Consider the following 26,648-nt stretch of genomic DNA (forward strand, 5'->3'; position numbering starts at 1 on the left):
GCAATGCAGCACAATTCACGGAGGTTTCCAGTAAATCATGAGTAGCGCTCATGGTAATAGATGAATAACCTTCGCTTCTTCCTTGCGCCGCCGCAGCCTAAGCTGCTCACTACAAAACCAACAAGGGAGGACCGCGGTATGCAGGAGCCAGAATATCTGAGCAGGCTGGGCGACTTGCAGGCAGCTGCCTGGCCGAAGGGCGCGCCTACCCAGCCGGTCTATCCGCTGGGCGAACAACCGCTGAGCCGCTATCTGCAGCACTGGGCCCAGACCCAGCCTGAGAAAACCGCGATTCATTTCTATGGCCACCAAACCAGCTACGCCGAGCTGGACGACCTCAGCAACCGTTTCGCGGCCCTGCTCTATCAGCAAGGCATCCAGCCCGGCGACCGGGTGGCCGTATTCATGCCCAACTGCCCGCAACTGCATATCGCCTTCTACGGCATTCTCAAAGCTGGCGCCATACACGCACCGGTCAGTCCGATGGCCAAGGGCATGGAGCTGAGCTATCAGCTCAACGACTGTGGCGCCAGCGCCATCATCTGCTTCGATCAACTGCTGCCAGTGGTACGCGAGGTAAAAGCCGAAACCGGTCTGCAGCGAGTATTCAGTACCAGCCTGTCCGAGCTGTGCCCTGCCGCGCCGCCCATCCCGGTACCCGATTTGCTGCAAGCCCCAAAACTACCGATCACCGACAGCATCGACCTGCTGCCAGCGTTGCATGACCTCGCCCCCGCCGAAAACCTGCCAGCGCTGCAGCTCGACGACATCGCCGCGCTCAACTACACCGGTGGCACCACTGGCCTGCCCAAGGGCTGCATTCATACCCACGGCGACATGCTCTACACCTGCGCCAGCTTTCTGCCGGTAGCACTGGGGCTCGACCCGGAGCGCATTAGCCTCAACTTCATGCCCGAGTTCTGGATTGCCGGCGAAAACGCCGGCCTGCTCTACCCGGTGTTTGCTGGTACCACCCTGGTGTTGCTGGCGCGCTGGGATGCGTTGAGCTTCATGAGCGCGGTGCAGCATTACCGCGTAAAACAGACCGGGCTGCTGGTCGATAGCGCCTCCGAGGTGCTCGACCATCCGCAAGTGAACGACTATGACTTCAGCTCTTTGGAGACCACCAGCTGCGTATCCTTCATCAAGAAGCTGACCCCGGAGTACCGCCAACGCTGGCGCGCACTGACCGGCTGCACCCTGTTTGAAACCAGCTTCGGCATGACCGAAACCCACACCTGCGACACCTTCACCGCCGGCCTGCAGGACGACGATTTCGACCTCAAGTCCGCACCCACCTTTGTCGGCCTGCCGGTACCCGGCACCGAATTCAAGGTCTGCGATTTTGCCAGCGGCGAATTGCTACCGCTGGGCAGCGAAGGCGAGCTGTGCGTGCGCACCCCCTCGCTGCTCAAGGGATATTGGAACAAACCTGAGGCCAGCGCTGAGGCGCTGCGCGATGGCTGGTTGCATACCGGCGACAGCGGCGTGATTACCGAACAGGGCTTCATTCGCTACCTTGGCCGACGCAAGGAAATGCTCAAGGTCAACGGAATGAGTGTATTCCCCAGCGAGCTGGAAGCCATGCTCGGCCAGCACCCGGACATTCTCGCCTCGGCGGTCATCGGCCGCCCAGATGAGCAGCGCGGACAGGTGCCCGTCGCCTTCATCATCTGCAAACCCGGCAGCAACGCCACAGCTGACACGCTGCGCGACTGGTGCAAGTCCGCCATGGCTATTTTCAAGGTGCCGGAAATACGGCTGGTTGACACGCTGCCGATGACCGCCACCGGCAAGGTTAAAAAACAGGAACTACAGGACTGGATCAACTAAGCATGCCATTCAACAACGTACTGATTGCCAACCGCGGCGAAATCGCCATCCGCCTTTCCCGCGCCCTGGCGGAAATGGACATCACCAGCGTCGCGGTATACGCCGAAGACGATACCGAATCATTGCACGTGCGCCGCGCCGATCAGGCCGTCGCGCTGACCGGGCAAGGCGCCGCGGCTTATCTGGATAGCGAGCAGCTGATAGCCGTGGCAAAGGCGAAAGGCTGCGATGCGATTCACCCTGGATACGGCTTCCTCAGCGAAAACGCGGATTTTGCCCGTCGCTGCCAGGCCGCCGGCCTGACGTTTATCGGCCCCGCACCCGAGGTCCTGGATACCTTTGGCGACAAGGCCAGCGCGCGGCGTCTGGCGTTGCAGCAAGGCGTGCCATTGGTACAGGGCACCAACGAACCCACCTCGCTTGAGCAGGCCCGCGCCTTCATGCAATCACTCGGCGCAGGCACACCCGTCATGCTCAAGGCCCTGGCCGGTGGCGGCGGCCGCGGCATGCGTGCGGTACGCAGCCTGGACGAGCTGGACGAGGCCTTTGCCCGTTGCAGCTCAGAAGCCAAAAGCGCCTTCGGCAACGATGCGCTCTACATCGAGCGTCTGATCACCCGCGCCCGCCACATTGAAGTGCAGATCATCGGCGACGGCAATGAGGTCAGTCACCTGTGGGAGCGCGACTGCACATTACAACGGCGCAACCAGAAACTGCTGGAGATCGCCCCCGCGCCGTCACTGGACGCGGGCCTGCGCGGACAGTTGCTGACCGCCGCCAAGACCCTCACCCGCGCCGTCGGCTACCGCGGCCTGTGCACGGCAGAATTCTTGCTCGATGAGGAGGCGGGCGACTTCGTGTTCATGGAAGCCAACCCGCGCATCCAGGTCGAGCACACCGTGACCGAAGCGGTAACCGGTATCGACCTGGCGCAAACCCAGATTCGACTTGCCGCGGGCACTAGCCTGGCCGAGCTCGGCCTGCAGCAGGCACAGGTGCCCGCAGCGCGAGGCTTTGCCGTGCAGCTCAGGGTCAACCTGGAGAGCATGGACAACGACGGCAGCGCACGCCCGGCAGGGGGCACCCTGAGCGCGTACGAGCCGCCCAGCGGTCCCGGCGTGCGAGTCGACGGCTATGGTTACAGTGGTTACACCACCAGCCCCCGCTTTGATTCGCTGATCGCCAAACTGATCGTGCAGGCCGATGACGACTACGCTGGTGTGCTACGCCGCGCCTACCGCGCGCTGTGTGAGTTTCGTCTGGAAGGCGTCAGCAACAACCTCGCATTCCTGCAAAACCTGTTACAGCACTCAGCCGTTAAAGCCAACGACGTCAGCACCGGCTTTATCGAGGCGCAGGCTGCAGAACTCACCGCCAGCCAGCCCAGCGCGCACCCGCATCGCTTTTTCAGCGCAGACAAGAACGCCACCGCTGAGCAACAAACAAGCAAAGCAGCGCCCTCCGGTACCGAGCCACTGAACTCCCCCGTACAGGGCGTGCTGGTCAGCCTGGATGTGGCGGTCGGCGATGCCGTCGCCGCCGGGCAGCAGGTCGCGGTGCTAGAAGCGATGAAAATGGAATTCGTGGTCAAGGCAGAGCAGAGCGGCATTATCCGCGCCTTGGCAGTGGAGCCCGGCGCAGCCCTGTTTGAAGGCAGCGCCCTGCTCTATCTGGAGCCCGCCGAGGTCGCTGGCGATCAGCAGCTGAGCGAAGAAGCCATCGACCTTGAGCACATTCGCGCCGACCTACGAGAAGTGCTGGAACGCCAGGCCGACCTGACCGACGAGCGCCGCCCGACAGCCGTCGCCAAACGCCGCAAGACCGGCCAGCGCACCGCGCGGGAAAATCTTGCCGACCTGCTCGACGATGGCAGCTTCATGGAATACGGCGGCTTCGCCCTGGCGGCGCAGCGCACGCGCCGAACCCACGCTGAGCTGCTGGAAATGAGCCCGGCCGACGGCCTGATCACCGGCATTGGCACCATCAACGCCGCACAGTTTGGCGCCGAAGCCGCGCGCTGCATGGCGCTCTCCTACGACTACACCGTGTTTGCCGGTACCCAGGGCGTCACCAACCACAAGAAAACCGACCGCATGCTGGAGCTGGCCGAACAGTGGCAGCTGCCTCTGGTATTTTTCACCGAAGGCGGCGGCGGCCGGCCCGGCGATATCGACAAGGTCGGTGTGGCTGGGCTCGATTGCACCACCTTCATGCGCATGGCGCGCCTGTCCGGCATGGTGCCCACCGTGGGCGTGGTCTCCGGTCGCTGCTTTGCGGGTAACGCCGCGCTGTTGGGTTGCTGCGATGTGATCATCGCCACCGAAAACGCCACCATCGGCATGGCCGGGCCGGCGATGATCGAGGGCGGTGGTCTGGGCCGCTTTACGCCCGAGCAGGTCGGCCCGGTCAGCATGCAGGGGCCCAATGGCGTGATTGACGTGATAGTGCCGGACGAAGCCGCCGCCACGCGGGTCGCCAAACAGTACCTGTCGTACTTTCAGGGCGACTTACCCGACTGGGAATGCGCCGACCAGCGCGAACTGCGCCACCTGATTCCGGAAAACCGTCTGCGCGTGTATGACATCCGCCAGGTGATCGAGAAACTGGCCGACGCCGGCTCGGTGCTGGAACTGCGCAGCCAGTTTGCGCCCGGGCTGATTACCGCGCTGATTCGTATCGAAGGCAAAGCCTTTGGCCTGATCGCCAACAACCCCATGCACCTGGGCGGCGCCATTGATGCGGTGGCCGGCGACAAGGCCGCGCGCTTCATGCAGCTGTGCCAGGCGCATGGCTTACCCATGGTCTCGCTGTGCGACACCCCCGGTTTCATGGTTGGGCCGGACGCCGAGCAGCAGGCGACGGTGCGCCACGTCTCGCGCATGTTCGTCACCGCTGCCAGCCTCAGCATCCCCTTCTTCACCGTGGTATTGCGCAAGGGCTATGGTCTCGGCGCGCAGGCCATGGCCGCCGGCAGCTTCCATGCGCCGCTGTTTACCATCGGCTGGCCGAGCAGCGAGTTTGGCGCCATGGGCCTGGAGGGTGCGGTGCGTCTGGGTTACGCCAAGGAGCTGGCGGCGCTGGAAGACCCGGCCGAACAGCAGGCGTTTTTCGACAAGATGGTGGCCGAGCTGTATGCCCGTGGTAAGGGCATCAGCATGGCCAGCTTTCTGGAGATAGACGCGGTGATTGACCCTCTGGAGACGCGGGACTGGTTGCTGCGCGGCCTGAACGCCGCGCCAGCCGAGTCGCGCCGCAAGGGCACGCGCCCCTTCGTGGATACCTGGTAGTCGACACGGCACTAGCCGGGCCTGGCCAACAAGGCAGTGGCCCGGTTAGCTGCCGCTCAGCACCATCACCCTGTCTGCCACTGGCAGCGCATCGGCGTCATGCCCCAGCAGTAATGCCGTGCGCTCTGCCAGCCACGGCTCCAGGCGCCCTTTCACCCGCTCCCGGGTCTCTGCATCCAGACCACTGAAAGGCTCATCCAGTATCACCAGCGGCGCGCCCTTCAGCAGCACGCGCGCTAATGCCAACCGGCGCCCCTCACCGCCCGACAATTGCTTGCCAGACTCACCCACCCAGGTGTTCAGTCCGTTCGGCAACGCATCGACCAGATCGGCCAGATCCACCATCTCCAACACGGCCCAAAGCTGCGCGTTGGTCGCGGCGGGGTTAGCCAATAGCAAATTGGCGCGAATGCTGTCGTGCAATAGCTCGGTCTGCTGGGTCAGGTAACCCAGTTGGGCACGCCACTGCTCCAGCGACAACGCGCTCAGCGGCGTACCCTCAGCCGCGGTGCCACCCACCAAGATCTGGCCGGCGTCGGGATCAAGCAAGCGGGCCGCCAATGCCGCCAGCGTCGATTTACCCGAGCCAGACGCGCCAATGATGGCCAAGCGCTCACCGCGCTGCAGACTGAAGGTCATACCCCGTATACCTGCATGCCGCACGACTACCTCGTGCCAGTGCAGGCTAAGCTCGTCAGGCAAGGGCTCAGGCGCCGCCGGGTCGATCAAACGGCTGCTGAGATGCGTCTGCTGATTCAGGCGCGTTGCTGCCGCTACAGTGCCACCGACTTGGGCAAATGCTGCCGGCAATCCGGCGAAACCCTCACTCAAGGCCATCAGCGCCAGCGGGATCATCACCACGATCGGGCCTGATAACAGGCCGGCCACGTAGGCTTGCATAGCGCCAAACAGCCCTATCAGTACCGCGACCGACACGCCCAGTGTGGCCAGCGCCTGCCCCAGGGCAATACGGCCCTGCAGGAGCAACTGCTCATCGAGCATCTGCCGACTGCCGGCCAGCAGGCTTTGCCTATGCCGCGCCAGGGTGCCGGCGGCGGTCAACTCAGCCAGCCCCTGCAGTTGCTCGATGGCCTGGGTGCGCAGCTCGTCGAGCTGGGTAACGCGCCGGGCACTGTAATGCCGCCCCAGCAGCGCCATGCCCAGCGTCAGCAGCAGCAACAGCGCCAGCAACAACAAACCCAGCAACAAGGCCAGCGACAGGTGAAAAACCGCAATCAAGGCACAGACCAGCAGGATGCCCAGCAAAGCGACGGCCGGTGGCGCCAGCAGGCGCAGATACAGGGTATCCAGGGTGTCGATATCGGCCGTCAGGCGATTCAGCCACTGCGCCGCGCGCAGCCGACCCAGGGTCGCGCCGTCCAGCTGCGCCAGCGCGGCAAAGTGCCGACCGCGCAGGTCTGCCAGCAGACTGAGCACCGTGTTGTGATTGAACACGCGCTCGGCGTAGCGCGCCACCGTGCGCGTGAGGGCAAAAAAGCGGATGCCTCCACCGGGCATGTACACATCAAACATCACTTTCTGCCCTGCCGCCCAGAGCAGCGCAGTGACCCCGGTAGCGGTAATGAACCAGCCGGAGAGCGCCAGCAGTCCAATGGCACTGAACAGCGTCAGCGTCAGCAGCAGGGCGCCAATTAGCACGCGGGTACGACGCTGCAACACCAGCGCCAGCCAGGGCTTGAGTTCACCCATCGGCCAGCATCCCCCGATTCAGCACGTAGCGCTGATCAGCCAGCGCCATCACCGCCGGATGGTGGGTAGCGATAACCAGCGTCTTGCGACTGTCCGCGAGTGTTTTCAGCGCGGCGATCACCTCGGCCTCGCTGTGGGCATCCAGGCTGGCAGTGGGTTCATCAAGCAAGACCAACTGCGTCTCCGCCAGCCATACCCGGGCCAGCGCCAGTCGCTGCGCCTGACCACCGGACAAGCCACGCCCACCCTCGCCCAGCAGCGTGTCCAGCCCGTTTGGCTGAGCTTGCAACAGCGGGCTCAAACCGACGGCCTCGATTGCCTGCAGCATCTGCGCGGGCGTCGCGTGCGGCGCGGTAAGACGCAGATTGTCCGCCCAGCTACCCTGAATCAGAAACGGGCGCTGCCCCAGCCACGCCAGCGGCCGCTGACCCGGCAACTCGCCGAACACACTGATGTTGCCACTCTGCGGCCTGACAAAACCGGCCAGACAATGCAGCAGACTGGACTTGCCCGCACCGGAAGGCCCCGTGAGCGCCACGACCTGCCCACGCGCCACCTGCAGCGAGATATCGATCAACACCGTGCCGCGCCCGGGGTAGGACAGCCGCACGCGGTAAAGGCTGATGCTCGCCGCAGTGCCCGCCGCCGGCTCGCTGATCTCAGGCGGATGCACCAGCTGGATCGCCTCGACTTGCAGCGCAGCCATACTGTCCGCCGCCGCCAGCGCAGCGGCGCGGTCATGATAGGACTGCGCCAGACTGCGCAGTGGCTGGAAAAATTCAGGCGCCAGCAGCAGGATCAGCAGCCCGGAAAACAGGGTCAGCTGTGGGGCTGGCCCATACCGGATATACCCCAGCAAACCGAAGCCGATGTACATCGCCACGACCGCGATCGCCACCGAGGCAAAAAACTCCAACACCGCCGAGGACAGAAAGGCAATACGCAGCGTGCGCATGGTGACCGCACGATAATGCTCGGCAGCCTCCCGCACTGAGCCCGTCGCTGCCGCTACCTGACCAAACAGCTGCAGGCTGGTCAGACTGCGCACCCGATCCAGGAAATGGCCAGCCAACCGCCCCGCCTCCAGCACATGCTGCTGGCTGACCTTCTCAGCGCTCATGCCGATCAACGCCATGAACAGCGGAATCAGCGGCGCCGCCAGCAGCAGAAACAGCGCCGCCAGCCAGTCCAGCCAGAACACCAGCAGCACGATCAACAGCGGCGACAGCAGGGCCAACCACTGCTGCGGCAAATAGCGCGCGTAATAGCCATCCAGCGCCTCTACCTGCTCGACCCACTGGTTACTCAGCGCGGCGCTCGCGCGACCAGCCAGGCGAATCGGGCCAAGCGCTGCCCAGTCAGCCGCCAGTTGCTCACGCGCATGCTGACGCACCCGCGCGCTGGCCTGCTGGCCACAGCGCTCCTGCGCCGCCTGTGCCAGCGCGCGCACCAGCACTGCCGGCACCAGGCCGGCCCCGGGCCAAATCAACGAGGAAAGGGGAACTTGCTCAATCAACAGGCCATGCACCAGCCAGACAATCAAGCCCATTTGCGTGATAATCGCCAGGGTCTGCAGCAAGCCAGCCGCTACCGCCCCGTAAAGCCAGGGCCGGACTACCAGACCCTGCTGCCGCAGCCAGAGACGGCTGCGGCGTGCTGACTCAGTGATAGCCTTCACCCACGCGGACCTTGCCGCGGAAAATCCAGTAGGTCCAGGCGGTATAGGCGAGAATGATCGGGATCACGAACAGCATCCCGAGCAGCAGAAACAGCTGCGAGCCTGGCGCCGAGGCCGCATCCCACAAGGTGAAGTTCGGCGGAATCACATAGGGCCAGCGCGTCCACAATAGGGCGAAGTAAGTAGAGAAGAACATCGCCATGGTCGCAATGAAGGGCAGCACTTCTTTGCGCTTACGCAGACCGCTCCAGATCTGATACGCAAAGAACAACGCCAGCAGCGGGAAGATCCAGATCCAGCGCACCGTGGCGAACCAACGCTCGAAGGCGTTCGGATCCACCGAGGGGGTCCAGATGCTGATAATGCCGAACACCGCCAGCACCGCCGCCAACATCCAGGGCGCGATGCGATACGCCCACTGCTGGATATAGCCTTCGGATTTCATGATCAGCCAGGTGCTGCCAAGCAGCCCGTAACCCGCCATCAGGCCGATACCGGTCATCACCGTGAAGGGTGTCAGCCAGTCGAAGGGGCCGCCCGCGTAGGCCAGGCCCTCGGTCTCGTAGCCCTGCACGTAGGAGCCCACCACCACGCCCTGGGCAAAAGCCGCCAGGTAGGAGCCACCGGCAAAGGCCCAGTTCCACAGATAGCGCGAGGTCTTCGCCTTGAAGCGAAACTCGAACGCCACGCCGCGAAAGATGAGCCCCGCGAGCATCAGAAACACGCCTATGTACAGCGCCGGCAAGAGAATCGAATACACCAACGGGAAGGCGCCCAGCAAACCGGCGCCGCCCAGAACCAGCCAGGTTTCGTTGCCGTCCCACACCGGCGCGACCGAGTTCATCATCACGTCGCGCGCATCTTCGTCGGGGGCAAAGGGAAACAGCATACCCACACCCAGATCGAAGCCGTCCATCAGCACGTACATGATCACCGCGAAGGCAATGATCATCGCCCAGATCATCGACAGATCAAAGATTTCCGTTTCCATGCTCAGGCCCCCTTCTTTTCAAGTGATACATCACTGCCCGAGAGCGGACGAGCTGGCCGATGGACCTCATCATCTTCATCGATAGGCGCGCTATCGATCTCCAGGCCGTCCTGCAGTACGCGCATCAGGTAATACAGACCGGCGCTGAAAATCATCGCGTAAACCGTGATGTAACCCAGCAGGGTAAACAGCGCCATGCCGCCGGTCAGCGAGGGCGTCAGGCCTTCAGCGTGGGTCATCATTCCGTACACCAACCAGGGCGCGCGGCCGGTCTCGGTTACCACCCAGCCCGCCAACACCGCAATAAAGGGCGTTACGCTCATCAAGCGCAGCCCCTGCAGGAACCAGGGCGCCTGCCAGTAGCGCTGCTTGTAGCGCAGCAACAGGCCCATAAAGCCGGTCGCAATCATCAGCAGCCCCAAGCCAACCATTACGCGGAAACCCCAGAACACCCAAGGCACCTCGGGCTGCTCGGCTGCAGGTACCTCCTTGAGTCCCGGCACCACACCGTTAATCTCGTGGGTCAGAATCAAGCTCGCCAGCTTGGGAATGCCAATCTCGATCAAGTTGCTCTGGCTTTCCTTGTCCGGCCAGGCAAACAGCAGCAGCGGCACGCCGGAGGCCGTTTCCCAGTTAGCTTCCATCGCCGCCACCTTGGTCGGCTGGTGCTCCAGGGTATTCAGGCCGTGGAAGTCACCCACCACCGCTTGGGTCGGCGCGATGATCAGTATCAGCCACAGGCACATCGACAGCGCCTTGCGATTGACCTCAACCTCGCGGCCACGCAGCAGATACCAGGCGCTCACGCCCGAGACGACAAAGGAGCCGGTCAAGAAGGAGGCCAGCACCATGTGTGCCAAGCGGTAAGGGAAGGAAGGATTGAAAATGGCCTCGCTCCAGGAGGTCACGAAGAACACACCATCGCGCAGCTCAACGCCCGCTGGGGTATGCATCCAGCTATTGGCAGAGAGAATCCAGAAGGTGGAAATCATGGTACCCAGTGCCACCATGCAGGCCGCGAACAAATGCAGCCCCTGCGGCACGCGGTTGCGGCCAAACAGCAAAACACCGAGAAAGGCCGCCTCGAGGAAGAAGGCGGTGATTACCTCGTAGCTGAGCATCGGGCCGAGAAAGTTGGCCGCCGCGTAGGAATAGTTACTCCAGTTGGTACCGAACTGGAACGACATGACGATGCCCGAGACCACCCCCATGCCGAACACCACCGCAAACACCTGCACCCAGAATTTGGACAAGCGCTCCCACACCGGGTTACCGGTTTTAAAAGACAGCGCTTCCAGAAAGGCGATAAAGGAGGCCAGGCCGATACTGAAGACCGGAAAGATCGCGTGAAACGACACCACGAATGCAAATTGCAGGCGTGAGAGCAGGAGAGGATCCAATTCCATGCGCGCTATTCCTTCTTGGAAAAAGTTGATACCGGTTACCGGTAGGCAGCTTGCGATCAGCCATAGGGTCTGTGGCTGTGACCCTGCTACCGACTGAATCGTTCCACAACGCAGTGTGACTCAGCCGGGTGACAAGCGGCAGCTGACCAATTGCCGCAGGGCGGCAGTTTTCCAAAACGGCGCACCTGCAGGGCTGCGCAAGTGCTCAAGCAGTGCCTGCTCGACTAGAGCATGGCCCATAACGAAAAGGCCAGCGGCAGCAACAGCGCCGTTGCCATGCCCATCAGGCTCATCGACAACGCCGCAAAGGCGCCCGCCTCTTCGCCCTCTTCCAGCGCCCGCGAGGTACCCACCGCATGTGCTGTAAGACCCATTGCCATACCCCAGGCCGCCGGGTGATCGACCTTGCACAGGCGCAGCAGCCAAGGGCCAAAGATCGCGCCCAGCACGCCGGTAAACATCACAAACACCGCCGCCAGCGCAGCTACACCGCCAATCTGTTCAGCCACCAGCATGGCAATCGGCGAGGTAACCGACTTGGGCGCGAGGGTCATCATGATCATCGGCTCGGCGCCAAACAGCCATGCCAACAGCACAGTCAACAGCGTAGCAAAGCTGCCGCCGACCAACAGGCAGATCACCACCGGCCAGAAAAAATTGCGAATGCGCCGCAGGTTCAGATACAGCGGTATCGCCAGCGCCACGGTCGCCGGCCCGAGCAACACCAGCAAGGGCGAGACCGCATCGCGGTAGTGCGGGTAATCTTCGCCTGCCAACCAGATCAGCCCCGCCAGCACCGGCGTGGAAACCAGCACCGGATGGAACACCGCCATACGGGTCTTCTCGTACAGCGCCAGGCCAAACTGGTAGGCCGCCAGGGTCATGCCGACCCAGAACAACGGATGGTTGAGCACGGCGAACCAGGCCTGTTGCAGACTGCCCATCAGGATTTCTCTCCGCGTTGCTGACGCAGGATCATGCGCTGCATCAGCCAGCCACAGAAAGGCAGGCTGAGCGCCAGTGAAATTGCCAGGGTGAGCAAAATAGCGGTGGCATCAGCGGCGATCTCTGCGCCGTAGGCCATGATGCCCACGGCTGGTGGCACCAGAATCAACGGCAGATACTTGAGCAGACCACCGGCGGCCAGGTTGATCGACTCACTCACTTCGCCGCGCAGACACAGGTACACCACCATCAGCACCATGCCGATAATCGGCCCCGGCAGAATCGGCAACAGCACAACGTTCAGCCAGGTTCCCAGCAACTGAAAGAAGATCAGCCAGGTCATTCCGCGTAACAACATGTTCGTACCCTTCAAGCAAACAGTGCTAGCAAGGGTAAACAGTCAGACGCAAGGTGCCTAGCCCTGCCTTCGTAGTAATTGGTAAACAGCCAGATGCCCGGCTCGCAAGGCCGGCTATCAGCCAAGCAACTGGTCTTACCAATATGAAAAACCCCGCATCGCGTTACCAATGCGGGGTTGCGTAGCGCTAGCAATACCTCAGCGGATCGCCGGGTGCTGCCATTCAATACCCACGCAGCAGGGCAAAGCGGTTGGCGTGATAACGGTAATCACCAAACAACGTCTGCACACAGCGCGCCCGCTTCATGAACAGGCCGATGTCAAACTCGTCGGTCATGCCCATGCCGCCATGCAGCTGTACCGCTTCGTTGGTCGCCAGCTCAGCCACTTCCGCTGCCTTGGCCTTGGCCAGGCTGACCAGCTGCGCGGCGTCTTCGGCGCCGGCGTCCAGCGCCATCAGCGCCTTGAGCACCACCGATTTGACCAGCTCCAGCTCGCTGAACAGGTGCGCGCAGCGATGCTGCAGCGCCTGGAAGGACCCAATGGTCACGCCGAACTGCTTGCGCTCCTGCAAGTAAGCCACGGTGCGCTCGAAGGATTCCAGCGACAGCCCCAGCAACTCCGCCGCCAACTGGCCATTGACCACATCCAACGTCAACTCCAGTGCGGCAAAGGCCTCACCTGCCTCGCCCAGCAGATCGTCTGCGCTCACCTGCACCTGATCAAAGCTGACCAAGGCCGCGTTGCGGCTGTCAGCCATGCTGACGCGCTCAACGGTCACACCCGCGGCCGTGCGATCGACCAGCAACAGGCTGATACCCTCGCGCTCGCTGTCGGCGCCACTGCTGCGCGCCGAAACAATCAGCTTGTCGGCAACGTGACCATCAACCACAAACTGCTTGCGCCCACTGAGCAGGTAACCATCGCCCTTGGCTTCCAGGCGAGTGCTGACCTGCGCCGGGTTATGCCGTGGTGTTTCATCCACGGCCAGCGCCAGCAGTAACTCGCCAGCGGCCACCTTGGGCAGCAGCATTTGCTGCTGCGCGCTGGAGCCAGCCAGTAGCAACGCGGCCACACCGCCCACCGCAGTAGAGAGCAACGGAGAGGCGCTGAGATTGCGACCGGCCTGCTCCGACACCTGCCCCATACCCACGTAGCCGAACTGTGAGCCACCGAGCGCTTCGGGAATCAGGGTGCCGACAAAACCCATCTCGACCATGCTCTGCCACAACTCGCGGGAGAAGCCGGTTTCATCGTTGCTGTCGCGCAGCGCGCGCAGTTGGCTCACCGGTGCGCTTTCGGCCATGAAGCGCGTCGCCGCATCCTTGAGCATCTGTTGTTCTTCGTTCAATACCAATGCTGACATGAGGTGGTCCTCTAACCGGTTACTGGAGCCCGAGAATGTTGCGGGAAATGACGTTGAGCTGAACCTCGGTGGTGCCACCCTCGATGGAGTTGCCCTTGGAGCGCAGCCAGTTACGCGCAATTGCGCCACCGCGGTGCGCCTCGCCTTCCCACACCAGACCATCACTGCCGTGCAGCGCCACCAGCAGTTCCTGCCGGCGCTTGTTCAGTTCGGTACCGTAGTACTTGAGCATCGCCGAGGCGGCGCCCACACCCTGCCCGGCCTTGGCCTCGTCGAGCACCCGCTCGGCGGTCAGCGCAAAAGCTGCCGAATCCAGATCCCAGCGTGCGAGCTCACCGCGCAGCATGTCGTCGGCCAGCTTGCCCGCCTCCAGGCCAATACATTCCACCGCCACCTGCGACAGGGTTTTCTGCCCGGCAGCGGTGCGGCCCATGCCGCCGATCATCTCGCGCTCGTGGGTCAGCAGGTACTTGGCGATAGTCCAACCGGCGTTGATCTCGCCCACCACCTGATTCTTCTCGACGCGCACGTTGTCGAGGAAGGTTTCGCAAAATGGCGAATTGCCGGAGATCAGCTTGATCGGGCGAGTGCTCACGCCGGGGGTGGTCATATCGAACAGCACCAGACTGATACCCAGCTGCTTCTTGGCATCCGGGTTAGTGCGCACCAGGCAGAACATCCAGTCGGCCTTGTCGGCATAGGACGTCCAGATCTTCTGGCCGTTGACGATAAAATGATCGCCCTCATCCACCGCGCGGGTCTGCAGCCCGGCCAGATCAGAGCCGGCTCCCGGCTCGCTGTAGCCCTGACACCAGCGAATCTCGCCGCGTACGATGGGTGGCAGGTGCTGACGCTTGAGCTCTTCAGAACCAAACTTGAGAATCGCCGGGCCGATCATCCACACACCAAAGCTGGACAACGCGGGCCGCGCACTGATGCGCGCCAGCTCCTCGCGCAGCACCTTGTGCTCTTCCTGCGACAGGCCACCGCCACCGTATTCGGCGGGCCAGTCGGGCGCGGTCCAGCCCTTGGCGGCCATGCGCTCGAGCCAGAGTTTCTGGTCGTCGCTTTCGAAGGTGAAGTTACGCCCACCCCAGCATTGGTCGCTTTCCTTGGTGAGCGGTTTACGCATGCTTGGCGGGCAGTTTTCTTCCAGCCAGGCGCGGGTTTGCTGACGAAACGCAGTGAGATCGGCCACAGCAATTCTCCTTGTTATGAGTTCGGTAACAGAACACAGCTGCGACCAAGATACTCCGGCCAGCGCCCGGATGGCGCGCCTTTGGTCGGCGGAATAACCGCCTATCAGTGGGGTTGATGGCGCGCTGGGCAGGCGCTCAGAGCAAGCCCCGCTGCTGCCGATATTGGCGCGGCGGCACGCCCTTCCAGCGCTTGAAGGCATGGATGAAGTTGGACAGCTCACCGTACCCAAGGCGTTGCGCGATGGCTTCCAACGGCAGGCCTTCGACGGCCAGCAGCTCGTCAGCCAGCGCCTCGCGACTCTCTTCCAGCAACTGCCGGAAGCTGATTTGCTCGGCGGCCAACTTGCGCCGCAGGGTGCGCTCGCTCATGTGCAGGCGCGCCGCCAGCTGCGGCATATCAAGCAGCTGCCCCGGCTGGCTGAGCAGATGCTCGCGTACCTTGGCCGCCAGCCCGGCACGTTGCCGGTGGCGCTGCAGCAACTCGCGGCACTGCGCCTCGCACAGCTGCACGGTGACGGGATTGCCACCGCTGAGCGGACGCAACAACAGCTGCTGGTTCAGCTCTATACGGTTATGCGCTTGGGCAAAGCGCGGCGTGCAGCCGAGCGCCTGACGAAACACCGCCAGAGCGCCCTCGTCCGGGCGCTGCATGGCCAATTCCACCGCCGCAAACGGATGCGGCTCTCCGGTCAGCTCCTGCTGAATCAGGGCGATCGCGGCGCAGTCGCGTAACAGGGCAAAGTCCTGCAACGCTGCGGGCACCGCCTGCACGTCAAGCTCAAGGTATTCGCGCCCGCCCTGCCGAGTCAGCGCTATGCGGGTAAAGGCAAAGGTCAGGTCCAGATAACGCAACCCCAGCTCCAGCGCCTCACGCAAATTGCTGCTGCTGAGCAGCGCGTAGCCCCAGATGCCGTAATGCGCCAGTTGATAACGCCGGCCTGCCTGCAAACCGAGCGCCGGCTCCTGCGGCAACAGGCGCAGCAGGTTGCCGATTACCTGCAGCTCCTGCGCTCCTTGCACCTCCTGCTGCGGATTGGCCAGCGCCAGCACGGTGAGACCGGAGCCGTGTAGGCACTGGTCCAGCGAGAGCCCCTTATCGGTGCCCAGCTGCGCGAGCAGCTGTACGCTGGTAATTCGCCGCATCTGCGGCCACGGGGTGTTCTGCATGGGCACGCGCCTGTCCGAAAATCACAATTTATTGACCGACTATGCCATAAACCTGCTCGCGAGCAAGCGCTAACATGCAACCACAACAAGGAGCACAACAATGCCCAAGAACAACTCCAACAACGACTCCAAAAAACCAGTCCTGGGGGCCATCATCGTCGGCAGCGGGTTTGCCGGTATCGGCATGGCGATCCAGCTGGATCGCGCCGGTATCAGCGACTTCCTGATTGTCGAAAAAGCCGCCGAGGTAGGCGGCACCTGGCGCGACAACCACTATCCTGGCGCCGGGTGCGATGTACCTTCACACCTGTATTCTTATTCCTTTGAGCCCCGCACCAACTGGCCGCACAAGTACGCGCGCCAGCCCGAGATTCATGCCTATCTTCAGCACTGCGTCAGTAAATACCAGCTGCGCTCGCGGCTGCGCCTGAACTGCGAGCTGAGCAGCGCCGAGTTTGACGAGGCCGAGGGCCATTGGCGTGTTACCACGGCCACCGGCGATACCCTGCACTGCCGCGCGCTGATTACCGGCTGCGGCCAACTCAACCGCCCACTGATGCCCAAGCTGGACGGTATCGAGCAGTTCGCCGGGGCGGCCTTCCACTCCGCACGCTGGCAGCCGGATGTTGCTCTGAGCGGCAAGCGCGTAGCGGTGATCGGTACCGGCGCCTCGGCTATTCAGTTTGTGCCGCAGATAGTCCCGCAGGTCGCCAGTCTGGACCTGTTTCAACGCAGCGCGCCCTATGTGCTACCCAAGGACGATCGCGAGTACGACGCAAAGCACCGTGCACGCCTGCAGCGTTTCGCTTGGCTGCATCAATTGGACCGTGCCTGGCAGTACTGTACTCACGAGGTACGCGCGCTCGGGTTTGTCTACTTCCCGTCACTGGTAAAACACTCTGAAAAATCAGCGCTAAAGCACCTGCACAAACAGATCCGGGACCCGCAAAAGCGCGCCGCGTTGACGCCGGACTACCCCATGGGCTGCAAGCGCATCCTGATCAGCAACAACTATTACCCGGCACTGGCGCAGGACAAGGTCGCGCTGGTCACCGATCCTATTGATTGCGTGGTGCCCGACGGCATCAAAACCCGCGATGGCCAGATACATCCCGCCGACGTGATCATCTACGGCACCGGTTTTGCTGCCACCGAGTTTCTTGCCCCACTGCGCATTACCGGCCTGCAAGGCCGCGACCTGAGCAGTGAATGGCAGCGCGGAGCGGAGGCCTACAAGGGCATTTCGGCCAGCGGCTTCCCCAACCTGTTCATGCTCTATGGCCCCAACACCAATCTGGGGCACAACTCCATCGTCTACATGCTGGAAAGCCAGTTCCGCTACGTAGTGCAGTGCCTGCAGACGCTGCGGCGTCGCCGGCTGCGCTACCTTGATGTACGCTCCGACGTGCAGTTGAGCTACAACCAGCGCCTGCAGCACAACGCCAAGCGCACCGTCTGGGCGCAGGGTTGCAGCAGCTGGTACCTGACCGCCGAAGGCAAGCAAACCGTAAACTGGCCCGGCTTTACCTTTGCCTACCGCCACCAGACCCGCAAACCCAGGCTGAGCGACTATGACTGTGTACGTTGATCACGAGTACGAAAGCAGCGCGCAACCCCGCCTGCGGCGCTGCCTGCGCACCGCACTGCGCTGGTTTTTCCGCGGTCTGGTGCGACCACCTGTGCCTATTGCGCTACAGCGCCTGGTACTCTCGGCACTGAGCTGCAGCATGCCGCTGGCACGCGGCGTCAGCCGCAGCCGCGAGGTCATTGCCGAGCGCCCCTGCGAGTGGCATCGCCCGGCCGCCGGCGGCGATGGTCGGGTGCTGCTGTATTTCCACGGCGGCGCCTTCCTGATCGGCTCACCCGCCACCCACCGCAGCCTGTGCTCGGCACTCGCCAAGGTCGGACAATGGGACCTGTGCGCGATCGATTACCGCCTGGCACCAACCTACACCACGCCCGCCGCGCGCGACGACTGCGTCGCCGCGTACCAGGCCTTGCTGAGCCGCGGCTATGCTCCAGAGCAGGTCACCCTGGCGGGTGACTCGGCCGGCGGCAACCTGGTGCTGGTTACCGCACAGCGGCTTCAGGAGCTGGGTTTGCCGCTGCCGGGTTCATTGGTGTGCTTCTCGCCAGTCACCGATTTTACCGGGGAACAGCTGCATAACCCGCCGGCCGGCGACCCGCTGATTCATCCCGCCTGGATGGACCTGGCCCGCGATGCCTACTGCCGCCCCGGCCAGGACCGTACCGACCCCGAGGTGTCCCCGCTGTTCGGCCAACTGCAAGGGCTACCGCCGCTGTTGCTGCAGGTGGGTGAAGACGAGCTGTTGCTTAACGACAGCCTGCGCCTGGCCGAGGCCGCTCGCGCCAAGGGAGTGAAAGTCAGGCTGGAGCGCTACCAAGGGCTATGGCATGTATTTCAGGCGCACACCGGCTTGCTGACAGTCGCCGATGAAGCCCTGCAGCGAGTAGTGGATTTTGTCCGCACACCGCACTGAGTAGCGACGGCAAACCAGCAAACGCAAACAGGCGCCACCCGGGCGCCTGTAAGCAATGCTTTAACGGCTTCAGTCAACCGACAGGTCGACCTCCCGGATGAACAGGGTACCGGCGTCTATCGTGCCGGCATCCAGCATCTTTTGTTCCAGCGCGTTGCCCGTTGCCCAAGTGGCAAAATCATCGTCATTCAGCACCCCCAGGTGTTGGTCGTCGATACGCCAGAGCCCTTCCATCTTGTCATGCGGATAATCGGCGGAAACCACCATGTCCAGTGCCAGCGTTTTCTCCACCGGGACGATGCCCACGGCGGCCAACGCTGGCCAGCCTCCATCGAGCACAACCTCTTCCAGCGTCTTGCCGTTGAGGGTCAAACCCAGATCCGGATCCTGCGCCATGCCTGCCAGCAGCTCGGCGGTTTCCAGGTTGGTGCCGGTTGACAGATCAATCCGGTAAACCTGTTTCTGTGCGTCCGGCGTTACTCCGGCGGCGCCATCCGGCCCACCATATAAAAAGCTACCATCACGCTCTAGCACCAGAAACTCGGTGTTGCTCAGGCCCACCATCTCCGAGTTGGAGTTGGCCGGCTTTTCCTGCTGGTACAGGTACTGACCGATCTCTCCCGTCTCCAGATCCACGGTGACAATACGGGTGATCGTCAGCGCACGCACCGCTTTGGTCGGCAGATCCATGGTCGACTGCATCAGGCCCACCAAGGTGGTTTCATCCGGCGTAATCGCCAGACCTTCCATGCCCCGATTGGCACGGCGGTAGGCGAACTCCGCCGGCAGATTAATGCTAGTGCGCGCATCGGCGGCGAAGGGGTTGATCCGCTCAATCTCCTTGCCGTCGGCAGCAAAGTGCACCATGTGTGGACCGTATTCGTCGCTCACCCAGAAACTGCCATCGCGCAGCGCCACCAGACCTTCCCCATCTAGACCGTAATCATCCAGCTTGATCGGATTGGTCACAACATCGTAGGGCTGTGTCGGGTCAACAAGTACCGGGCTGCCGTCAGGGTTATAGGGTGTTTCGCCCGTACCGCCCAGGGCCGACGTGTTCGGCAGGCCGGTTATCAAAGTACCGTCTGGCCGTTTAAATATGATGGTGCCAAGCTGCTCCACGCCGCCCTCTTCCGTCAGCCGGAAGTGACCGATACGAGGCGTGTAATCCGCGACCGGAAAGGTCTTGCCACTGCCATAGGCGCCACCGGCGAAATCAGCGTTAGGGCCGCGATCGGTCATGGCGTAGAACTCGCCGGGCTTGCTCGGGTGGGCTGTCATCGCCGAGCCATACCCGCCGTTGCGCACCTCAAAGGGGACCATCGTCTTGCCGTCGATCAGGTCGTCACGCAGTACGCTAAAGGGCAACGCCGCTCCCGTCGCCGGAAACGCCGCCAGACGCTCGGCTAGTTCCTCTTCCGGCGTCACTACCGCCTCGTTATCGTCGCTATCACTGTCAGAGTTGCAGGCAGTGAGCAGTACGCTGCTGAACAGCAACGCAGAAAGCAGTTTCCAGTGGGTCATCAGGTCATCCTTGTCATCACAGGTTTAGCGCGCCCGGCAGCCGCCAGACACAGAAAACGCGAGATTAAGGAAGCAAGGTGACAGCACTGCGAAGAAATGATGAAGCTTTGTATGTGTTTGCTTCAGGAAACTCTAGCCGAAGGTGGGACATTGCCAACGCCCTTGGCGGTGGACCTGCGTGCCAGGCCACCTGATTACCAGCTATCAAAGGGGATGCTGTGAGTATCGAGGTAGTGCTGCGCATGCTCGCTGGGCGGGCGATAATACGCGCCGCCTGATTTGCCGCCATAGGGGCCTTTGGGCTCCACGGCGCCTTCGAAACGGCCAATCTCTATTGATTCAAGGCAGCCCCCATTTAACCAGGCTTTTGCAACCCCACCCGGTGCCAGACCGATTGAAATAATTTTTCGATATTGGGTGACATGTGCGTCTCTCCAAGCACAATAAACCTCCCGTGGCTCCAACATCTCCTGACGGACTCGCTCAGGAATATCAATTCTCACGTTATAGGTTTGCGGCTCAGCTAATGACTGCCAGCGTACGAAAATATACTGAGGCAAATCGATGCCTGTCATAGGCCGGGTGGCTCCTGCTCCGGGTCGAGTTGGCCAGCCAACGGGATTGCCCTTGCCACCCGGCGGGTTTTGTATAGATGACGTACCTCCATGCACACGTTCATAAGCAAAGCCGCGTTGATCTACTACATCAACACTTTCTACCCAGACCTCCATATAGTTTGGAGCCAAGAGACCAACCTCCCAGGTTCGGTAGGGCAGCTTAGAAGTAACCGGGCCTTGTGACTTGATTGCACCAGCGCACGCGGTCAGCGCCAACGTCACCAACAGCAAAATTACAGAGCGAACGGCCTTCAGGACCTCGCCCCCTACCAGCTATCAAAGGGGATATCGTGGGTTTCAAGGTATTTCTGAGCAGCGGGATCCAGAGGCAGTGCATAACGGCCACCCGTTCGGCCGCCACTCGGACCATCAGGATTGACTGTGCCCTCAAAGCGCCCGATTTCGATTGGCTCAAGACAGGCACCAGTCAACCAAGCCTTTACAACCCCGCCCGGTGCCAAGCCAAGCGTGACCGCGTACCGATAAGCTGTTATATGCTGCCCGTCGAAGCGGCAGAAAGCCGCGTGACCGGTTATCATCTCTTCGCGAGCCCATGCAGGAATATCAATACGCGCATCGTAGGTTTGCGGTTCCGCCAGTGATTGCCACCGGACATATATCGCCTTCGGCAAATCAATTCCCGTCATCGGACGAGTCGCACCGACACCAGGACGGGCAGGCCAGCCAATAGGATCGCCTGTATTATTCGGTGGGTTCTGTATCGACGACGTTCCCCCATGCGCTCGCTTGAAGCTAAAACCACGCATATCAACAACATCCACCGACTCGACCCAAACCTCCATATAATTGGGTGCTATAAGGCCTATCTCCCATGCGCGATAGGGTAGATCCATTGCTGAGGAACGTGGCCCGCCTCCAGCCCCACTGCAAGCTACAAGTGCTAGCGCAAGGGTGAACGCCAAAAAGACCCTAAACATATGGTTCTACCGCACCACTTTTAGCCTTCATATGATTCTCTCGTATTTTTGTCCCGCGGCTTGTTTGGAAAAAAGAGTTCCCACCGCGGATTCCAGTTAGCTGAAGCATGTATGTAGTGACCATGTAAAAACTGCTTTTCGTTATCGGACAAACCGACACTTTCCGATGAGCTAGCGGCTAACATCACTTTATCTGCAATGGGCTTAAGCGCGTCAGGCACCACGAACGCAGGCGTTTCGGGCAATCGTTTAAAAGGCGTGTTATGCGCAGTAGCCTTTGCATACATCACGTGCAAAGCCACCTTGGAAAGGTCACCTCGCACAAATCTGTCCATCCGAAGCAGGAGCAATACGTCATCGCCGCCCTGCGGCCCGGCGTTGGAACGAGCTAGCGGGCGAAGCCTAACGTCTTGTTTTATCAGCCGACCGCTTCCTGGCAACCCTTTAGCACGGAACGCCGCCTCCTCTGCTTCACGCAATCGCCACGCGCGCGAGCTTTCAACTTGCACTCCCTGCATACCAGTCGAAGCGTAGTAGTCGCCTCGCACCAGCCTAGGCTTACCTAGTATTACCCGCTCGCGCACTACCGCCGGATAACCACCACCCAGGTTGGAATGCACGCCAGGTAATATGAGCTCTTCATGATATCGGTACTCTCCGGGATTCACCTTGTTCAAACTGAAGTTGTGTCTGTGTTCATCGGCAGCGGTCAGATGCACTACCTTCTTGGCACAATCAGGTGCCAACTTGAGATTGACGCCAGGATTTCTATCGTCTCCCACGCTTAGATCGCCTCGAACTGGGTCGCCGATGGCAGCCACCGTATCGAACAGACCAATAAAGTTGATGCTGGCCGCGCTAGGCCATGCAAATTCCTGCGTTAAGAATGGCAGACTATTGTTAAAATGTTCTGCCATCACGCCACCATCGACCTTGCACACCTCATTGGCAAAATGTCTTGCTGCTGCAGCGCCACGACTAAACCCAAAAATATCGAATTCGATTTTCTCAATAACAAGCTGCGGGTTGTTATCCGCGATCGCTCGCAATTTCGTTATTAAAATCTCTGGGCTTTGCCTCACCCGCTCCACTACTCCGGTTTCACCCTGCCCAAAGGCATAACCCACCAGATCATCTTCTCCACCGCTGCGAGAGCCGATACCGTCAATGTAGATACGTATCGATGCTTCAGTCGCCGACTCGCTGATCCGCATATCCGACTGATCCAAATACAGGTCATATAACAGCGCAACATTGCTCATCTCGTTGCCGTAACTGTTATCGGGGGTGGTGTCGTAACGCCCCTCTGGCGAAAACTCGCCATAACCAGTTTCTTCGCAGAAAGCGCGAATGCGCTCCAACTCTTCGGGGTCGAACAGTGCCAGATCCTGCCGCCGACACTCGGCAGTGAAGGCCGCGTTGTTCATATTGTTCAGCGTGCCATCGAAAAACATACCTACCCGCAAAGTAATGCGCTGTTGCAGTGGCAGTTCTTGCTCGTCTTCTTCCTCTTCTTCTTCGATGGAAAACGGCAGAGTCTCACTAGCTGTGCCCTGGCGCAGCTGGCTAGTGGGGGCAGCGCTACCAGGTACGAATAGACCGCTGGCACCGCCGCCGCTCGCCGAAACCACGGCTCCACCAATTATCACCGTGCCTGAGCCGCCTATCACCACATCACCGTGGCTGCCGGTAGTTCCGAGCACCGCAGCCGGGCGGCCATTGATCAGAACGTTGGGGATTACCTGCCCGGCGAGCGCACTGCCACAGGCTGTGCTATCGCCCAGACGCGCAGCCGGCAAGCCGTCGAACAGCACATCAGCTGAGCCGGTAACGATGGCATTACTACCGTGGCCTTTCTTCGGGCATTGAGTTGGGTCGCCCTGGCGGGCTGCGGGTTTGCCTGACATGCCAAGCTCCTGTGGCGGCGATCACTCCTGTGAAGTCAGCAGCCTAGGAAAGGCGAAGCGTTGCGGCAACGAGTTTGCCGGTGAGATGTGAACTGGTGCGTGCACGACGGGCAACCTGGCTCAACAGTCAGGTTCAAACAGGCCACCAGAAACACAAAAGGCCCATCCGAAGATGAGCCTTTGCGTTAATTCTATGGTGCCGGCACCAAGAGTCGAACTCGGGACCTACTGATTACAAGTCAGTTGCTCTACCAACTGAGCTATACCGGCGCGGGGTGCATTATATATGGCTAGATTTTTGTGTAAAGCCATAGGGCCGAAGAGTTTGCATTTATGTGGCATTTTCCTGCTGCAAAGGACCGCTTGCCACTTGTGCATGACTTTTCGTTTAACACTTGACGTAGCGCCCGCAAGCTGTTGTTTTGCCGCACTTATCAACCTTGATCAAATCTCATACAGCGGCCGCAATGGCACGTCGTTTCTCGCTTGTAGCGGGTTACCACCGTGTCATCAACACAGTTATGCACAGCAGCCGTGGATAACCACAAGGGCGCACAATCTGTGGATAACTCTGTGCACTACCCGTTCACAGTCTGGTGATGACCTATGGGTTCTGCTTTTCTGCCAGCAACAGCACATTGCGCGGGGTCAGGCTGGCGGGGCAGAACTCGCCTAACTGCACCCGGTAACCCGACTTTTGCAGGTACAGGGCACGATCCAGCAACAGCCAGACTTCCAGTGGCCGGCGAAACAGGCCACGCAGCAACTCCAGATTGCGCACTTCAGCCAGACGCTGCCAACCGCGAGCCTCCAACTGCCGCCAATCAGACGGCGCCGGCAGGTGTAGCTGATGGTGCGTCGTCAGGCTGCGACAGAAACCAGCAAACCCCTGCGCAGTGCCGCCCGGCGGTTTGGAGGGGGTAGGCAGGTAGCTATCGATCCCCCGCGCCTCGCGCTGCCAAAGATCGAACGCCAGCCGCCAAGCCATGGAACGATCGCGTTGCTGCCGTTCACGCTGCCCCGCGGTGACCGTCTCTTGCATTGGCAACGCCAGATCATCCCTGCTGAGCTGCAGGTGCGCCGCCCGCGCTACGCTGGACAGTGGTTGATAGCACTCGGAGTCGATGCGGTTATAGCAGCACGGCGCCAATGCCAGCTGGCGACAGTGATTGGCGACCAGTTGCTGCAGCAGGGTCATGTGCAGCTGCCCGCAGGCGTGCAAGGCCACAATGGAATCGTTACCGGTCAGATGCTCGGCACAGCTCGGCGCCAGCACATCTGCCTGCCGATGCTGCGCAGCCACCGCGAGCGCCTGGCTCAGCGCTGCGCCCGCCTGATTCAACGCGGCATCGTGCTCCAGGCAGACCAGCGGCTGCCCACCTTGCCAGGCCAAAAGACGGCCCAGATGGCCCTTGCCGGCGCACCAGTCGACCCAGCGTGTTGCAGGCCTCTGCAAGCCTGCACGAGCGACATCGGCAAAGTGGGTTATCTGCTGCCATTTACGGCCGGGGATATGGCGATACAAGGGTTCCGGCAGGTGCTCTGCCAACTCGGCCTGCCAGCGGGGCAGCTGGCTCAGCCGCAGCGAGTCTGCAGCCAGCGCGGCAAAGGGCTCGGGCGCCTGTAATTGCTGTGGACTGTGGTGTGCAGCCTCCGCCTCGGCCAGTGTTCGCTGGCGCAGCCAGTGCGCCAGCTCGGGCCAATCCGCCTCCCAAGCCAGGCTCGGCTGGGTGAAAGGCTTGGCGCGCCACAGCGCCTGATGCTGCTGCAGCCACTGATCCAGCTCGGCAAAGTGCGCCGCTAAGCTCACCCCTGCGCTACTCAGCGCGCCTGCCGGCTGGCGTCCACCTTGAGCCAGCGCTCAACCAGGCGGAACAGCTGGGTAAACACCAGGGTGATGATCAGATACATCACACCCGCGACCATGAAGAACAGTTCGTACTCGTAGGTGCGCGAGTTGATGGTGCGGATTACACCCATGATGTCCATCATGGTCACGGTGTACACCACGGCACTGGCCTTGAGCATCAGAATCACTTCATTGCCGTAAGCTGGCAACCCAATACGGATTGCGCGCGGCAAAATGATGTGCTGCAACGCCTGGCGCCGCGACATGCCCAGCGCGCGGGCAGCCTCTACCTCACCCGGCGGCACCGCCTGAATCGCACCGCGCAGAATCTCGGCAATATAGGCCGCGGTGTGCATGGTCATGGTAATCAGCGCGCACCAGAACGGCTCGCGCAGATAGGGCCAAAGGAAGCTCTCGCGCACCGCCTGAAACTGCGAGATGCCGTAATAGACCAGAAACAGCTGCAACAGCAAGGGCGTGCCACGGAAGAAGAATATGTAGCTGTACGGCACGGCGCGGATATACCAATGCCGCGATGCACGCGCCAACCCCAGCGGGATCGCCAGAAACAGGCCGATGATCACGGCCAGACCAACCAGCTGCAGGGTCACCAGTGTGCCGTCCCACAACTGCGGCAGGAAGCGCTCGATCAGCGCCCAGGTTTCACCCAGGTTCATAGTTCGGTCCTCACGAAGCCGCGGTTAGCACGCCGTTCAAACCAGTGCAGTGCGCCCATGATGAAGACCGTGAGAAACAGGTAGATACCTGCCGCCAGCAAGTAGAAGGTAAAGGGTTCCTTGGTGGCATTGGCCGCGGCCTGTGCCTTGCGCATGATCTCATCCAGGGTGATCAGCGAAACCAGCGCGGTGTCCTTGAGCAGGATCAGATAAAGGTTGCCCAACCCAGGTAGCGCAACGCGCCAGAGCTGCGGCAGGGTAATACGGTAGAAGATGCGCCAGTTCGACAGGCCCAGCGCCAGACCGGCTTCCTTCTGCCCTGCCGGAATGGCAAGCAGCGCACCACGAAACACCTCGGTAGCGTAAGCGCCGAAGCACAGCGCCAGCGCCAGCGTACCGGCCACGAAGGGGCTGAGTGACAGCCGTGGGTTGCCGAAATAAGCGCCAAGCGCGTTGAATGCCGAGACGGTGCCGAAGTACATCATCAGCACCCAGACAGTCTCCGGAATCCCGCGCACCACGCCGGTATAAAAGCCGCCGAGCGCCCTTGCAACAGTATTGTTCGAGACCTTGGCGGTAGCGCCAAGCAGACCGAATACCAAGCCAACGGCAACCGCGGCGAGGGACAAACGAATAGTCATCCAGGTCCCTTCGAGCAGGGCTGGACCGAAACCTTGTAAATCAAGCATGGGCGT

General features: G+C 61.5%; 20 protein-coding genes and 1 tRNA gene. 4 read left to right on the top strand and 17 right to left on the bottom strand.

Annotated features, from left to right (window positions below):
• Window positions 1-138 precede the first annotated feature (138 nt).
• Window positions 139-1,833, top strand: a complete 1,695-nt coding sequence (locus BLU26_RS09890; RefSeq protein ID WP_092286194.1) for an AMP-binding protein — start codon at window positions 139-141, stop codon at window positions 1,831-1,833.
• A 2-nt stretch (window positions 1,834-1,835) separates the two neighbouring features.
• Window positions 1,836-5,120, top strand: coding sequence for a carboxyl transferase domain-containing protein (locus tag BLU26_RS09895; RefSeq protein ID WP_092286196.1), 3,285 nt, complete (start codon window positions 1,836-1,838; stop codon window positions 5,118-5,120).
• A 45-nt stretch (window positions 5,121-5,165) separates the two neighbouring features.
• Here BLU26_RS09895 and cydC read toward each other — a convergent pair whose 3' ends face one another.
• From cydC to BLU26_RS09940, 9 genes are all read right to left on the bottom strand, one after another.
• A complete protein-coding gene (gene cydC, locus BLU26_RS09900; protein WP_092286198.1) occupies window positions 5,166-6,830 on the bottom strand; it encodes a thiol reductant ABC exporter subunit CydC in 1,665 nt (554 codons plus the stop codon).
• On the bottom strand, window positions 6,823-8,508 hold the full coding sequence (gene cydD, locus BLU26_RS09905; protein WP_157719343.1) for a thiol reductant ABC exporter subunit CydD: 1,686 nt from the start codon (window positions 8,506-8,508) through the stop codon (window positions 6,823-6,825). Before cydD ends, cydC begins: the two co-directional genes overlap by 8 nt.
• A complete protein-coding gene (gene cydB, locus BLU26_RS09910; RefSeq protein ID WP_092286202.1) occupies window positions 8,492-9,499 on the bottom strand; it encodes a cytochrome d ubiquinol oxidase subunit II in 1,008 nt (335 codons plus the stop codon). The genes cydD and cydB overlap by 17 nt, the downstream gene beginning before the upstream one ends.
• Window positions 9,500-9,501: 2 nt before the next feature.
• Window positions 9,502-10,905, bottom strand: coding sequence for a cytochrome ubiquinol oxidase subunit I (locus tag BLU26_RS09915; RefSeq protein ID WP_092286204.1), 1,404 nt, complete (start codon window positions 10,903-10,905; stop codon window positions 9,502-9,504).
• Between the two features lie 224 nt (window positions 10,906-11,129).
• Window positions 11,130-11,849 carry an LrgB family protein gene (locus tag BLU26_RS09920; RefSeq protein ID WP_092286206.1) on the bottom strand — a complete coding sequence of 240 codons (720 nt, stop codon included), beginning with the start codon at window positions 11,847-11,849 and terminating at the stop codon, window positions 11,130-11,132.
• Window positions 11,849-12,208 carry a CidA/LrgA family protein gene (locus BLU26_RS09925; RefSeq protein ID WP_092286208.1) on the bottom strand — a complete coding sequence of 120 codons (360 nt, stop codon included), beginning with the start codon at window positions 12,206-12,208 and terminating at the stop codon, window positions 11,849-11,851. Before BLU26_RS09925 ends, BLU26_RS09920 begins: the two co-directional genes overlap by 1 nt.
• Window positions 12,209-12,431: 223 nt before the next feature.
• Window positions 12,432-13,574: an acyl-CoA dehydrogenase family protein gene (locus BLU26_RS09930; RefSeq protein ID WP_092286210.1), complete on the bottom strand. Its 1,143-nt coding sequence runs from the start codon at window positions 13,572-13,574 to the stop codon at window positions 12,432-12,434.
• Window positions 13,575-13,593: 19 nt separating this feature from the next.
• Window positions 13,594-14,772 (bottom strand): acyl-CoA dehydrogenase family protein, encoded by a 1,179-nt coding sequence (locus BLU26_RS09935; RefSeq protein ID WP_092286212.1) that lies wholly within the window; start codon window positions 14,770-14,772, stop codon window positions 13,594-13,596.
• A 136-nt stretch (window positions 14,773-14,908) separates the two neighbouring features.
• Window positions 14,909-15,940 carry an AraC family transcriptional regulator gene (locus BLU26_RS09940; RefSeq protein ID WP_231701923.1) on the bottom strand — a complete coding sequence of 344 codons (1,032 nt, stop codon included), beginning with the start codon at window positions 15,938-15,940 and terminating at the stop codon, window positions 14,909-14,911.
• A 100-nt stretch (window positions 15,941-16,040) separates the two neighbouring features.
• Between BLU26_RS09940 and BLU26_RS09945 the strand changes: the two genes are divergently transcribed.
• Entirely contained in the window at window positions 16,041-17,528 is a 1,488-nt protein-coding gene (locus BLU26_RS09945; RefSeq protein ID WP_092286214.1) for a flavin-containing monooxygenase, read from the top strand.
• Window positions 17,512-18,441: an alpha/beta hydrolase gene (locus BLU26_RS09950; RefSeq protein ID WP_092286216.1), complete on the top strand. Its 930-nt coding sequence runs from the start codon at window positions 17,512-17,514 to the stop codon at window positions 18,439-18,441. The genes BLU26_RS09945 and BLU26_RS09950 overlap by 17 nt, the downstream gene beginning before the upstream one ends.
• Before the next feature lie 69 nt (window positions 18,442-18,510).
• Here the strand turns inward: BLU26_RS09950 and BLU26_RS09955 are convergent, their stop codons facing one another.
• From BLU26_RS09955 to BLU26_RS09990, 8 genes are all read right to left on the bottom strand, one after another.
• A complete protein-coding gene (locus BLU26_RS09955; RefSeq protein WP_092286218.1) occupies window positions 18,511-19,965 on the bottom strand; it encodes an esterase-like activity of phytase family protein in 1,455 nt (484 codons plus the stop codon).
• Window positions 19,966-20,159: 194 nt separating this feature from the next.
• On the bottom strand, window positions 20,160-20,696 hold the full coding sequence (locus BLU26_RS09960) for a DUF2931 family protein (protein ID WP_231702062.1): 537 nt from the start codon (window positions 20,694-20,696) through the stop codon (window positions 20,160-20,162).
• A 152-nt stretch (window positions 20,697-20,848) separates the two neighbouring features.
• Window positions 20,849-21,436 carry a DUF2931 family protein gene (locus BLU26_RS09965; protein ID WP_231701924.1) on the bottom strand — a complete coding sequence of 196 codons (588 nt, stop codon included), beginning with the start codon at window positions 21,434-21,436 and terminating at the stop codon, window positions 20,849-20,851.
• A gap of 104 nt (window positions 21,437-21,540) precedes the next feature.
• The gene (locus BLU26_RS09970) at window positions 21,541-23,427 is read right to left on the bottom strand and encodes a PAAR domain-containing protein (protein ID WP_092286224.1); all 1,887 of its coding nucleotides are present in this window, start codon (window positions 23,425-23,427) and stop codon (window positions 21,541-21,543) included.
• A 194-nt stretch (window positions 23,428-23,621) separates the two neighbouring features.
• Window positions 23,622-23,697, bottom strand: a tRNA-Thr gene (locus BLU26_RS09975).
• Window positions 23,698-24,031: 334 nt separating this feature from the next.
• Window positions 24,032-25,237: a methyltransferase gene (locus BLU26_RS09980; RefSeq protein ID WP_231701925.1), complete on the bottom strand. Its 1,206-nt coding sequence runs from the start codon at window positions 25,235-25,237 to the stop codon at window positions 24,032-24,034.
• 11 nt (window positions 25,238-25,248) lie between these two features.
• Window positions 25,249-25,953 carry an ABC transporter permease gene (locus tag BLU26_RS09985; protein WP_092286229.1) on the bottom strand — a complete coding sequence of 235 codons (705 nt, stop codon included), beginning with the start codon at window positions 25,951-25,953 and terminating at the stop codon, window positions 25,249-25,251.
• Window positions 25,950-26,642 carry an ABC transporter permease gene (locus BLU26_RS09990; RefSeq protein WP_092286231.1) on the bottom strand — a complete coding sequence of 231 codons (693 nt, stop codon included), beginning with the start codon at window positions 26,640-26,642 and terminating at the stop codon, window positions 25,950-25,952. Before BLU26_RS09990 ends, BLU26_RS09985 begins: the two co-directional genes overlap by 4 nt.
• Window positions 26,643-26,648 lie beyond the last annotated feature (6 nt).

The organism is Halopseudomonas sabulinigri (assembly GCF_900105255.1).
Taxonomy (GTDB): domain Bacteria; phylum Pseudomonadota; class Gammaproteobacteria; order Pseudomonadales; family Pseudomonadaceae; genus Halopseudomonas; species Halopseudomonas sabulinigri.